This window comes from Pseudomonas kurunegalensis, assembly GCF_030291635.1.
Lineage (GTDB): Bacteria > Pseudomonadota > Gammaproteobacteria > Pseudomonadales > Pseudomonadaceae > Aquipseudomonas > Aquipseudomonas monteilii.
Genome location: NZ_CP127871.1, coordinates 2,285,973 through 2,298,199 on the forward strand (window position 1 = coordinate 2,285,973; position 12,227 = coordinate 2,298,199).

Here is a 12,227-nt window from a genome sequence, read left to right on the forward strand (position 1 = left end):
ATGCGTTCGCTGTGCAGTCCGAAAGATCACCTGCTAGACCTTGATGGTATTGAAATAGCGGTCCGCACCTGGGGCGCCGAAGACGGTATTCCCGTATTGGCCTTGCATGGCTGGCTGGACAACGCTGCCTCGTTCGAACGCCTGGCACCGATGCTGGACGGCTGCTTCGTGGTAGCCCCCGACCTGGTTGGCCATGGCCGCTCTGACCATCGCCGCCACGACAGTGGCTATTACCTGTGGGAGCACGCCGAAGACATGCTGGCGGTGACCGATAGCCTGGGGCTGGCGCAGTTCCATGTGCTGGCCCATGGCATGGGCACCGGGGTGGCATCGCTGCTGGCGGCCATGACCAGCGGCATTGCCAGCATGACCTTCCTCGACGGCATGGGGGCACCGTTCACGGTGGCCGAGGATGACCGCGTGCAGCACCTGGCGCGGGCTTACCGGCTCAAGCGTATGGTGCAGCGCAGCCAGCTGCCGGGTTTTGCCGAGCCAGACCCCGGCCGCTTCGACGACCTGGACACCGCCCTGGCGCAACGCCGCGAACGCCTGGACACCGAGCTGTCGGAAGGTGCCGCACGGCTGCTGGCGCTGCGCGACCTGCTGCAACTGGGTGATGGCTACTGCTGGCGCCACGACCCGCGGCTGGTGCTGCCCGAACCCATGCCACTGACCGAGCGCGAAGCCTGCGAGCTGCTCAACCAGATCAGCTGCCCGTTGTACCTGCTGTTTGGCCGCCAGGGGGCATTCACCGGCGAAGCCTTTACCCGGCGCGAGGCCGCCTTGCCTGGCCAGGCGAAGATTTCGTGGCACCCGGGCGGGCACCACTTCCACCTGGATACCCCGGACCGCGCGCTGGTCGACCAACTGTTGCGCATCCTGACGCGGCATGAGGGGCGCGTGCTGCAACGGTTGGTTAACGAGTAGCTGATTCTGGTCACGCCGGGCGAAGCTGGGCTATGGTGGCGAACGTATTCGCGCACACGGCACAAGGAGCCCGGCATGCGACCGTTCGCTATCAAGCACATAGACCATCTTGTTCTGCGGGTCAGCGACCTGCCGCGCAGTGTTGCCTTTTACACCGAGCTACTGGGTTGCGCTGTCAGCCGTGTGCGCGACGACCTGGGCATGGTGCACCTGGCCACGGGCACGACGATGATCGACCTGGTGACCCTGGACGGCCCGCTGGGCCAGCCAGGCGGGGCGGCACCGGGGGCACCGGGGGCGCAAGGGCGCAACCTGCACCATTTCTGCCTGCGTATCGAGCCGTTCGACGAGGCGGCATTGACGGCCTACCTGGAAGCCGCCGGGGTAAAGGTTGAGCCCGCAGAGAAGCGTTATGGTGCCGAAGGCGAGGGGCTGTCCCTGTACTGTTACGACCCGGACGGTAACCAGGTCGAGTTGAAGGGGCCGGTGGCGGAGTCGGTATGAGCGAGCTGCACAGCCGTGAGCATTGGATCGACACCCCCCAAGGCAAGCTGTTCGCCCAGGAGTGGGTACCCCTGCAGGTGCAGGGGGCGCCCATTGTCCTGCTGCATGATTCGCTGGGTTGTGTGGCGTTGTGGCGCGACTTTCCGATGCAGTTGGCCCGCGCCACCGGGCACCGGGTAATCGCCTACGACCGCCTGGGCTTTGGCCGGTCCGACGCACACCCGGGCAGGTTGCGCCTGGGCTTTGTCGAGAACGAGGCGCAGCAAGGGTTCACGGCGCTGCGCAAGTACTTTGGCATTACCGATTTCATTGTCTTCGGCCACAGCGTTGGCGGTGGCATGGCCGTGGCCTGCGCGGCGGCCTTCGCCAGCCAGTGCGTGGGGCTGATTACCGAGTCGGCACAAGCGTTTGTCGAAGCGCGTACCCTTGAGGGCATTCGTGCCGCCGATCTGCAGTTTGCCGCGCCCGGGCAGCTGCAACGGCTGGAGCGCTACCATGGCAGCAAGGCCGAATGGGTACTGCGCGCCTGGGTGGACAATTGGCTGGCTGGGGATTTTGCCGAGTGGAACCTGGATGCCGTGTTGGCGCAGGTCCGCTGCCCGCTGTTGAGCCTGCATGGCGACAACGACGAGTTCGGCTCGCCAGCGCACCCCGAGCGGCTGGTGGCGCTGGCGGGTGGGCCGGCGGCGATGCAGTTGCTGCAAGGGTGTGGGCATGTACCGCATCGGGAACAGGCCGAACGGGTACTGGCAGAGGTCACGCCGTTCTTGCAGTAACACGTTTTTGTGTGGCGGGGGGCCTGCGTGCGGCAGCAGTGGATATCCCGCCAAACCCGATTATGCTTCAGTTACCTTGCTGCGATCCGAGGCGGCCTGCCTCGTCGTGCTTCGCGCAACCAAAGCAAGCCCCAGGGCCTGGGTGCGACGGTGAAGTGGTTGTGAGGTGCTCCGGCCTGCATGATGACATGACGGAGGCAACCCATGGCGGTTCTCGACAGCACATCCACGGGCAGTAGCGCGCCCCAACGCGGTATCACCCGGGAGGAGCGCAAGGTCATCTTCGCTTCTTCCCTGGGCACGGTGTTCGAATGGTACGACTTCTACCTGTACGGTTCCCTGGCGGCGATCATCGCCAAGCACTTCTTTGCCGGGGTCAATGAAACCACCTCGTTCATCTTCGCCTTGCTCGCCTTTGCCGCCGGGTTCGCGGTGCGGCCATTCGGTGCCATCGTGTTCGGCCGCCTGGGCGACATGATCGGGCGTAAGTACACCTTCCTCATTACCATCGTGATCATGGGCCTGTCCACCGCCATCGTCGGCCTGCTACCTGGCTACGCCGCGATCGGTGTGGCCGCGCCGATCATCCTGATTACCCTGCGCCTGCTGCAAGGCCTGGCACTGGGGGGCGAGTACGGCGGCGCGGCCACCTACGTGGCCGAGCATGCACCGAAGGGGCGGCGCGGCTTTTTCACCGCCTGGATCCAGACCACGGCCACCTTGGGGCTGTTTCTGTCGCTGCTGGTGATCATGGCGTGCCGCACGGCCATGGGGACCGAGGCGTTCGAGGCCTGGGGCTGGCGGGTGCCGTTCCTGCTGTCGATTCTGCTGCTGGCGATTTCGGTGTACATCCGCATGCAGCTCAACGAGTCACCGGTGTTCATGAAGATGAAGGCCGAAGGCAAAGCCTCCAAAGCACCCCTGACGGAGTCGTTCGCCCGTTGGGACAACCTGAAGGTGGTGATCATGGCGTTGCTGGGCGGCACTGCTGGCCAGGCCGTGGTGTGGTACACCGGGCAATTCTATGCGCTGTTCTTCCTGTTGCAGATGCTCAAGATCGAGCCACAGACGGCCAACCTGCTGATTGCCGGCTCGCTGCTGATCGGCACGCCGTTCTTCATCTTCTTCGGTAGCTTGTCTGACCGCATTGGCCGCAAGAAGATCATCATGGCCGGCTGCATTATCGCTGCGCTGACCTATTTCCCGATCTTCAAGGCGCTGACCGAGTACGGCAACCCGGACGTGTTCGTTGCCCAGGAGCAGAACCCGGTGGTGGTGGTGGCTGACCCTGGCCAGTGCGCGTTCCAGTTCGACCCTGTGGGCAAGGCCAGATTCACCAGTTCCTGCGACATCGCCAAGAGCCTGCTGGCCAAGCGCGCCATTCCCTATACCAACGAAGCGGCCGAACCTGGCAGCGTGGCGCAGATCCGTATTGGTGAGCGGGTACTGCCGAGCTTTGAAGGCAGTAGCATGGCCGCAGCGGACTTCAAGGTGCAGAGCGAGGCGTTTACTGCAACCTTGAGTGGTGCATTGAAAGAGGCGGGCTACCCGGAAAAGGCTGACCCGGCGAAGATCCACTACCCGATGGTACTGTTGCTGCTGACCCTCTTGGTGATCTACGTGACCATGGTCTACGGCCCGATTGCCGCCTGGCTGGTGGAACTGTTCCCGGCGCGTATCCGCTACACCTCGATGTCGCTGCCTTACCACATCGGCAACGGCTGGTTCGGCGGCTTCCTGCCGACGGTTGCGTTTGCCATGGTGGCGGCGACCGGGGATATCTACTACGGCTTGTGGTACCCGATCGTGATCGCCGTGATGACGGCGGTACTGGGGATCTTCTTCATGCCGGAGACCAAGGATCGGGATATCAGCCATACCTGAGATTAATGGGTCGCCTGTGCGGGCCTCTTCGCGGGCAAGCCCGCTCCCACAGGTACAGCACAGCTCTCAAGTCCTGTGCTGTACCTGTGGGAGCGGGTTTAGCCCGCGAAGAGGCCGGGACAGGCTATCAATCAATCGAAATAGCCACGCAAGCCAAAGGCATATCCGGTATCCACATCAGCCGCCTCACCCCGGCTCCAGCGTTTCTTCAACACGAACTCAAACGCTGGCTCATACAACCCGTCCCGCACCAGGGCCCCCGCCAGCACCTCCACGTCATACCAGCCATTGTCCAGCTCGATGATCGGCCGCCCCGGCACCTGGTAGCGAGCCATCAGGTCACCCAAGGTCTTGGGCGTGAAATGCTGCAAGATGCGCCAGGTGTACAGCATCAGCGCACCGTGCTCGACCCGCAGCACGTAGCCATTGCGCCGGTGCTTCAGGCGGCTGCCGGGTTCGCGCAGGGCCGGGGTGTAGCCATCGAGGGTGAAGAGGATGCGATATGGCAGGTTGTCGACCCCGGCCAGCGGCAGCACGATGCCTTCACGTACGGCCTGGTCGCCACTGTCGTCATGGGTGAATGCGTAGGCAAGGTCGTCGGGCAGCTCATGTTCCTGTTTGAAGCGTTCGAGCAGCTGGATATCGCCAAGCAGAAAGTAATCGACCAGGTCGTTGAGCACTTCGCTGAATTCGTGGCGCATCTGTTTTCCTTGTTGTTGCGCGTGGGGTGTCAGTGTTTTTGGGCGATCTGGATCAGGTTGCCACAGGTGTCATCGAACACGGCCACGGTAACGGGGCCCATGTTGGTGGGCGGCTGGGTGAACGTTACGCCCGCCGCACACAGACGTGTGTATTCAGCCTGGATATCGCGTACGCCAAACGACGTGACGGGGATGCCGTCCTGTTTGAGCGCCGCTTTGTACACCTTGGACGCTGGGTGCGCATCGGGCTCCAGCAGCAGCTCGACACCATTGGGGTCGTTGGGCGAAGTCAGGGTCAGCCAGCGGTGCCGGCCCATGGGGATGTCATGCCTGGGCTCGAAACCGAGTACGTAGTGGTAGAAAGCCAGGGCCTTGGCCTGGTCGTCGACGAGAATGCTGGTGACCACGATTTTCATAGGCACGCACCGTTTTCCAGAGGCCGTTGGGTATCAGTAAAGACGGTTGGGTGCATTTGGCCAGTGGCCAGGTTTCCCGATGGGGTACCGGGTGAGCAGGCGATAGAGTTGGCCTGGCAAGTTCACTCAACCCAGGAGAAACGTCCATGCAAGATGAGCCGAAGGCCGAGCTGCCAAACGATCATGAACAACAGACAGAGGCGCAAGCGGAAACGGAGGTGAAACTGTCCAGACGCAAGCGTGGCGTGGTCCCTGTCGTGGGGATGGCATGCCCAGCGGGGTACAAGCATGTCGGGGATGATTGCGTGCCTGCGAATGTACCCTTCGAGTGATTTTTAGGGGGGGCACGGCACCCCCCCCCCGCAAAAAACTACTCAAGCCATAGTTAAATCCTTTGTCACCCGAGGCCCCAACCACCCGGGGCCAGGGTTAAAGTGTCAGCCATGATCCCTGCGTGCCCATACGGGCGCCAAAGAGGTACCCGTGGCTGCCTATACCTTGCGACAACTGAAGTACTTCGTCACCACCGTGGAGGCCGGCAGCGTTGCCGAGGCTTCGCGCCAGCTGTACATCGCCCAGCCGTCCATCTCCACGGCCATCAAAAGTCTGGAGGAAAGTTTCGGTGTGCAGCTGTTCATCCGTCACCATGCCCAGGGTGTGTCGCTGACGCCCAGTGGCAAGCGCTTCTACGCCAAGACCAAGTCGCTGCTGCAGATGGCCCATGAGTTCGAGCAGAATGCCTTGGCCGACAACGATACCGTGGCCGGGCAGATCGACATCGGCTGCTTCGAAACCGTGGCGCCGTTGTACCTGCCGCGGCTGATTGCCGGTTTTCGTCAGCGTTACCCGGGCGTGGACATTCGCCTGCGTGACGGCGAGCAGCAGGACTTGATCCAGGGCCTGACGGCCGGCACCTTCGACCTGGCATTTCTCTACGATCACGACCTGGACGGCACCATCGAAGCCGAGCCGCTGATGCCGCCGCAAAAGCCCTATGTGCTGCTGCCGGAAAACCACCGTTTTGCCGGCCAGGCCCAGGTCTCGCTGCGTGACCTGTGCCCGGAACCGATGATCCTGCTGGACGTGGCCCCCAGCCGCACCTACTTCGTCAGCCTGTTCAACGAACTGGGGCTGACACCGAACATCGTCTTCAGCTCGCCGTCGATCGAGATGGTGCGTGGCATGGTCGGGCAGGGTTTTGGTTTTTCGCTGCTGGTGACCCGACCGCATTCGGAATACACCTACGATGGCCAGCGCCTGGCCATGCTGGACATCACCGAACCGGTGGCGCTGTCGGGGCTGGCGGCGGCGTGGTTGAAGCGGGTGCAGTTGACCAAACCTGCACAGTTGTTTGTGGAGTTCTGTCGGGAGGAACTGGTGAAGTTCTGAGGCCGGCACGCCATGCCGCCGGATTCAACGGCACGGCGTGCCAGGGTGGTCAAGGATTGACCTGATAGCCGCGGCCTTGCAGGCAGCCGCTGTAGGCACTGGCATGGGCCTGGGTTTTTGCTTCGTCCTGGCCGCGCCTGTCCTGGCGCCGATCCTGACGCTGACGCATGCCACCGACTGCGGCACCGGCGGCCGCCACTTCGCCAGCGCGGTTTTGCCGGTATTGCTGCTTGGCATCGTCACTGGCCCGGTCATACAACGCCTCATGCTGGTTGCCGCGCACCTGCGCGCCCACTGCACCGGCGGCGGCACCTGCAGCCGCGCCGCGTACCCGGCCACCGACATGGGCTTCGCTGGACGTCGCGGTGCTGTTTGCAGCATTGGTGGCGACGGTATTGCAATCGTTGATATCCAGTTGCATTTGCTGGCTGCTCTGGCCTTTGAGCGGTACTACCGACTGCGCCTGGGCGGCCGGTGCAGCGCTCAGCAGCACCAGCAGGCAGCTCCATGTGAACGTACGCATGGCACACCTCCATGGGGCGGGAAGCCCGTTCTACAGAATAGTCTGTCATCAGGTGGCAATGGCGGTTTTGCCCGCATGGTCTACACCGGATATCAGAGTGCACCCTTGCACGCTCACGTCTGGCTACCCTGGAAACGCCATGACCCAGCCTCGGGACCTGATCATCTGTGAGTATTGCGACACGGTGTACCACCGTGCACCGCTGCGCAAGCATCAGCGCGCCCTTTGCCAGCGCTGTGGCGGCGTGCTGTACCGGCATACGTCCTTGACCCTTCAGCAGCGGCTGGCACTGAGTGTGACCGGTGGCATCCTGCTGGTGTTCGCCAATGCCTACCCGGTGATGACCATCGGCATGCAGGGGCTTACCCATTCGGCGACGTTGTGGGACTCGGTGCAGATCCTCAGCCACGGCAGTATTACCTTCATCGCCCTGGTCATGGCGCTGTCGATCATCTTTGCGCCGGTGCTGCAAATTGCCGTGCTGTGCTGGGTGCTGAGCTTTGCCCTGGCCGGTCAGCGTGCCCCCGGCTTTGCCCTGTGCATGCGCGGGCTGGAGAGCCTGCGGCCCTGGAGCATGCTGGAGGTGTGCCTGCTGGGGGCGATGGTGGCGGTGATCAAGCTGGCGGGGTTGCTCGATGTGATCCCGGGCATCGGTTTGCTGGCCCTGGCCGCGCTGAGCATGCTGATCATTCATATCGCCGGCAAGGACATCCGCGATTTGTGGGAGCAGGTATGACTGCCCCGGCCAGCGCTGACGACCTCGGCCTGTGTCTGTGCCATGGCTGCGGACAGGCGTGTGACCTGAGCAGCGGCGCGCATACGTGCAACCGCTGTGGTGCTGCCATCCATCGGCGCAAGGCCAATGCCATCAGCCGCGGCTGGGCGTTTCTGCTGGCCGCGCTGGTGTTTTACATCCCGGCGAACCTGCTGCCTGTCATGCACACCGAAATGCTCGGCAGTGGCAGTGAAAGCACCATTGGCGGTGGGGTGCTGGAGTTCTGGGAGGCGGGGGCCTGGGACATCGCACTGATCATCTTCATTGCCAGCGTGGGTGTGCCTGCCATCAAGTTCTTTTCCCTCGGCCTGCTGCTGTATACCGCCCAGCGTGGTTCCACCTGGGCCTGCCGGCAACGTTCGCAGCTGTACCGCTTCGTCGAGCTGATCGGCTACTGGTCGATGCTCGATGTCATGGTGGTGGCGCTGGTGGCGGCACTGGTGCAGTTGCGCGGGCTGGGCACCATCGAGCCACGGGTGGGCATCCTGTTCTTCGGCATGGTGGTGGTGCTGACCATGTTTTCTGCGATGAGCTTCGATCCACGCCTGATCTGGGATAGCCATGCCAACGAGGGGAGGCCGCATTGATGGGGCAGAAAACTGACGAGCGTGGGGGCGCGGGGCAGGTTGAAGTGCGCACCCGGCGCTGGAGCGTGTCGATGGTGTGGATTGTGCCGATACTGGCCATCCTGATCGGCGCTTCGCTGGTGGTGCGCAACTGGATGCAGCAAGGGCCGGTCATTGCCATTTCCTTCCACACCGGGGAAGGGCTGGTGGCGCACAAGACCCAGGTGAAGTACCGCAGCGTGGTGATTGGTGAAGTGACCACCGTGGAACTGGCCGATGACAAGAAGAGCGTGGTGGCCAAGGTGCAGTTGTCGGACGATGCCCGCTCGTTTGCCACACAGGGTGCGCGCTTCTGGGTGGTGCGTCCGCGCATCGGCGTGGGTGGGGTGTCCGGGGTAGACACGCTGCTTTCGGGCAGTTTCATCGGGGCTGACTCCGGCGAGTCGAAAGTGCCGGAAAAGGCCTTTGTCGGCCTTGAGCTGCCGCCACCGATCACGTTCGACGAAAAGGGCAAGCGTTTTACCCTGACTGCCAGCGACCTTGGCTCGCTGGACGTCGGCTCATCGATCTACTACCGCAAGATTCCGGTAGGTGAGGTGGTGTCCTTTGCCCTGCAGGACGATGGTAAGGGCGTAGAAATTGGCGTGTTCGTGCAGGCACCCTATGACAGCTTCGTCACCACGGATAGCCGCTTCTGGAATGCCAGTGGCATCGACATGCAGATTGGCGCCAACGGCCTGAAGGTGGACACCGAATCGCTGTCATCGATCCTGGTGGGTGGGCTGGCCTTCGGTTCGCCTGATTTTGCCCCCCAAGCCGAGGCTGCTGCCGACCAGGCCAGCTTCCAGCTGTTTGCCGACCGCGATACCGCATTGGCACCCCCCAATGGCCAGGCGCAGTATTTGCAGTTGCGCTTTGACCAGGCCATGCGCGGCCTTTCGGTGGGTGCGCCGGTGGAGTTCAAGGGCGTGGAGTTTGGCCGGGTTACCTCGGTCAAGCTCGACTACGATGCCGCCCGCCAGACCTTTCCGGTGGTGGTCGATGCGGTGATCTACCCACAACGGCTGGGGCCGGTGCACCGCAAGATGCTGTCGGTGTTCAAGCACGCCGAGGGCGATATGGATGGGGCCAGGCGGTTGATCGGCACCTTTGTCGAACATGGCCTGCGGGCCCAGGCGCGCAGCGGCAACCTGATCACCGGGCAGATGTTCATTTCCCTGGATTTCTACCCGGACGCCCCCAAGGTGGCCTTCGACATGGCCGCCAATCCCATCACCATCCCCACACTGCCGGGTAGCCTGGAACAGTTGCAGGAGCAACTGCAGCGGGTGGTCGAGCGCATTGCCAAGCTGCCGCTGGAAAGCATCGCCGGCAACCTGGACGGCAGCCTGCGAGCGTTGCGCGCCAGCCTCAAACAGTTCAATGGCCAGACGCTGCCGGACGTGAAGGTGGCGCTGGATGAAGTGCACAAGACCCTGCGCACGGCCAACTCGGCCATTTCCGAGGATTCGCCGCAGCGCGAGCGGATGGGCGAAACGCTGGATGAGCTGGAGCGCATGTCGCGTTCGCTGCGTGACCTCGCCGATTACCTGGGCCGGCACCCCGAGTCGCTGATTCGCGGGCGGCCGAAGGCGGCCGGTGCCGAAGCGCTTGAACCCTGAGGAGACAGCCGATGCAACGACTGCGCAATGTGTGTGTCGCCAGCCTGCTGGTGTGGCTCGGGGGCTGCAGCAGTACGCCGAACAACTACCACACGCTGGTGGCGAGTGAGCCGGTGCGCGACAGCGGGCAGCACATCCAGGTGACCCGGGTGGTGGTGCCGCCGCAGGTGGACCGCCCGCAACTGGTGGTGCGGCAGGGCCAGAGCGGCCTGGCCATTCTGGAAACGGAATGGTGGGGCGCCAACCTGGTGGATGAATTTCGCAGCGCCTTGCAGGACCAGTTGGGCGGGCCGGCGGCTGGCAGCAAGGCGGCACTGCGGGTGGATGTGCAGCGCTTCGATACGGTGCCGGGGCGCTATGCCTCGCTGGAGGCCGTCTGGCGCCTGAAGCAGGCAGGGCAGGCTGAACTGACCTGCCGCACGTCGGTGCAGACGGCCGCGGACAACAGCATCACCAGCCTGGTGAATGCGCACCAGGTCAACCTGCGCAAATTGGCCGAGGCGGTGCGGGGGAGTGCCCGGAGCGGCAGTTGCTCTGCACCGGTGTAAGGCCTACGCGGGCGGCGCGCTGGCATCCTGCCCTCAGGCTTGTGTGGCGCGGCGCAGCGGCACTTCGCGCAGCAGCCAGGACAGTGCGAAGGCCACGCTGGTGATCAGCCCGGCCAGCAGGAATACACCGTGCATCGCACCGGAAAACGCCTGCAGGTAGCTGTGCTGCAGGGCATCGGGCAGCGCGTGTACAGCCGCCGGTGAAAGGCTCGCCGGGCCACCGCCGCTCGCGGCGAAATCGCTGGCAAGGCCCCCCAGCAGGGTGTGCGAGAACAATGCGCCAAACACCGACACGCCGATGGCGCCGCCAATGGAGCGGAACAAGGTTGCCCCGGAGGTGGCAACGCCCATGTGGCGTGGCTCGACACTGTTCTGCACGGCCAGGATCAGCACCTGCATGACCATGCCAAGCCCGGCACCCAGCAGGCCCATGTACAGGTTCAACTGCAGCGCAGGGGTGTCCGGTTCAAGCTGGCTGAGCAGGCCCAGGGCCAGCACTTGCAATAGGGTGCCGACGATCGGGAACACCCGGTAGCGCCCCCACCGGCTGATCAGCCGACCGGTAATGGCCGACACCACCAACAAGCCCCCCATCAGAGGCAACATCTGCAGCCCGGCACTGGTAGGCGTGGCGTTCTTCACGACCTGCATGTACAGCGGCAGGAAGGTGACCGCGCCGAACAGCGACACACCAACGATGAAACCGATCAGCCCGGCGAGCACGAAGGTGCGGTGGCGAAACAGGTGCAGTGGCATGATCGGCTCGGCGGCGCGGCGCTGTTCCAGGACGAAACCCGCCAGGCCGATCAGGGCAAACAGCGACAGGCACAGCATGTCCAGCGACTGCCACGCCAGCAGGCTGCCGCCCAGGCTGGTGATGAGCACTACCGAACCCAGGGCCACGGTGAGGAAGAACGCGCCAATGTAGTCCACCGTATGCCGGACCAGGGCCACATGCGGGCGGAATACGCTGCCGATCACCAGCAGCGCCAGCAGGCCCAGCGGCAGGTTGATGTAGAAGATCCAGTGCCAGGACAAGTGCTCCACCAGAAAACCGCCGATCAACGGCCCGACCACGGTGGCCAGCCCGAACACGCCGCCGAACAGGCCCTGGTAGCGGCCCCGCTCGGCGGGTGGAATGACATCGCCGATGGCGGCCATTGCCACGACCATCAGGCCGCCACCACCCAACCCTTGCAGGGTACGAAAGGCGATGAGCTGGGCCATGGTCTGCGCCGCGCCACACAGCGCCGAGCCCAGCAGGAACAGGACGATGGCGACCTGCAGCACACGCTTGCGGCCGAACTGGTCGCCGAATTTGCCATACAACGGCACCACCACCGTGGAGGCCAGCAGGTAAGCGGTGACCACCCAGGACAACCAGCGCAGCCCGCCAAGGTCGCTGACGATGGTCGGCAGCGCGGTCGAGACAATGGTCTGGTCGAGGGCCGCCAGGAACATCACCAGCATCAGGGCTGCCAGCAGCAGTGGGATAGAGGTTTGCGCATCCGTTGCGGCGGGGGAGGTATCCGTGGATATTGGTTGCATGAGGCTGAC

At 63.7% G+C, this 12,227-nt stretch carries 13 protein-coding genes; 9 read left to right on the forward strand and 4 right to left on the reverse strand.

Annotated features, from left to right (window positions below):
- The 4 genes from QQ992_RS10260 (at window position 1) to QQ992_RS10275 (ending at window position 4,091) form a co-directional block, all read left to right on the forward strand.
- Complete coding sequence (locus QQ992_RS10260; protein ID WP_105948705.1) at window positions 1–927, forward strand: alpha/beta fold hydrolase; 927 nt, start codon at window positions 1–3, stop codon at window positions 925–927.
- Window positions 928–1,002: 75 nt separating this feature from the next.
- On the forward strand, window positions 1,003–1,431 hold the full coding sequence (locus tag QQ992_RS10265) for a VOC family protein (protein ID WP_286113269.1): 429 nt from the start codon (window positions 1,003–1,005) through the stop codon (window positions 1,429–1,431).
- The gene (locus QQ992_RS10270) at window positions 1,428–2,207 is read left to right on the forward strand and encodes an alpha/beta fold hydrolase (RefSeq protein ID WP_286113270.1); all 780 of its coding nucleotides are present in this window, start codon (window positions 1,428–1,430) and stop codon (window positions 2,205–2,207) included. Before QQ992_RS10265 ends, QQ992_RS10270 begins: the two co-directional genes overlap by 4 nt.
- Window positions 2,208–2,411: 204 nt before the next feature.
- Window positions 2,412–4,091: an MFS transporter gene (locus tag QQ992_RS10275; RefSeq protein WP_105948700.1), complete on the forward strand. Its 1,680-nt coding sequence runs from the start codon at window positions 2,412–2,414 to the stop codon at window positions 4,089–4,091.
- Window positions 4,092–4,222: 131 nt separating this feature from the next.
- On the opposite strand, the gene QQ992_RS10280 is transcribed toward QQ992_RS10275, so the two are convergent.
- Together QQ992_RS10280 and QQ992_RS10285 are read right to left on the reverse strand one after the other, a co-directional pair.
- The gene (locus tag QQ992_RS10280; protein ID WP_105948464.1) at window positions 4,223–4,792 is read right to left on the reverse strand and encodes a hypothetical protein; all 570 of its coding nucleotides are present in this window, start codon (window positions 4,790–4,792) and stop codon (window positions 4,223–4,225) included.
- 29 nt (window positions 4,793–4,821) lie between these two features.
- A complete protein-coding gene (locus QQ992_RS10285) occupies window positions 4,822–5,208 on the reverse strand; it encodes a VOC family protein (protein ID WP_286113271.1) in 387 nt (128 codons plus the stop codon).
- Window positions 5,209–5,691: 483 nt separating this feature from the next.
- Between QQ992_RS10285 and QQ992_RS10290 the strand changes: the two genes are divergently transcribed.
- Entirely contained in the window at window positions 5,692–6,597 is a 906-nt protein-coding gene (locus QQ992_RS10290; protein ID WP_286113272.1) for a LysR family transcriptional regulator, read from the forward strand.
- A gap of 49 nt (window positions 6,598–6,646) precedes the next feature.
- Here the strand turns inward: QQ992_RS10290 and QQ992_RS10295 are convergent, their stop codons facing one another.
- Window positions 6,647–7,120, reverse strand: coding sequence for a YMGG-like glycine zipper-containing protein (locus tag QQ992_RS10295; RefSeq protein ID WP_286113273.1), 474 nt, complete (start codon window positions 7,118–7,120; stop codon window positions 6,647–6,649).
- A 139-nt stretch (window positions 7,121–7,259) separates the two neighbouring features.
- Between QQ992_RS10295 and QQ992_RS10300 the strand changes: the two genes are divergently transcribed.
- The 4 genes from QQ992_RS10300 to QQ992_RS10315 are packed head-to-tail and all read left to right on the forward strand — an operon-like array spanning window position 7,260 to window position 10,670.
- Window positions 7,260–7,856: a paraquat-inducible protein A gene (locus tag QQ992_RS10300; protein ID WP_286113274.1), complete on the forward strand. Its 597-nt coding sequence runs from the start codon at window positions 7,260–7,262 to the stop codon at window positions 7,854–7,856.
- Window positions 7,853–8,482 carry a paraquat-inducible protein A gene (locus QQ992_RS10305; protein ID WP_016714620.1) on the forward strand — a complete coding sequence of 210 codons (630 nt, stop codon included), beginning with the start codon at window positions 7,853–7,855 and terminating at the stop codon, window positions 8,480–8,482. The genes QQ992_RS10300 and QQ992_RS10305 overlap by 4 nt, the downstream gene beginning before the upstream one ends.
- Window positions 8,482–10,122 (forward strand): PqiB family protein, encoded by a 1,641-nt coding sequence (locus QQ992_RS10310; protein WP_286113275.1) that lies wholly within the window; start codon window positions 8,482–8,484, stop codon window positions 10,120–10,122. Before QQ992_RS10305 ends, QQ992_RS10310 begins: the two co-directional genes overlap by 1 nt.
- A gap of 11 nt (window positions 10,123–10,133) precedes the next feature.
- Window positions 10,134–10,670, forward strand: a complete 537-nt coding sequence (locus QQ992_RS10315) for a PqiC family protein (RefSeq protein ID WP_286113276.1) — start codon at window positions 10,134–10,136, stop codon at window positions 10,668–10,670.
- Window positions 10,671–10,703: 33 nt separating this feature from the next.
- On the opposite strand, the gene QQ992_RS10320 is transcribed toward QQ992_RS10315, so the two are convergent.
- A complete protein-coding gene (locus QQ992_RS10320) occupies window positions 10,704–12,218 on the reverse strand; it encodes an MDR family MFS transporter (protein ID WP_286113277.1) in 1,515 nt (504 codons plus the stop codon).
- Window positions 12,219–12,227 lie beyond the last annotated feature (9 nt).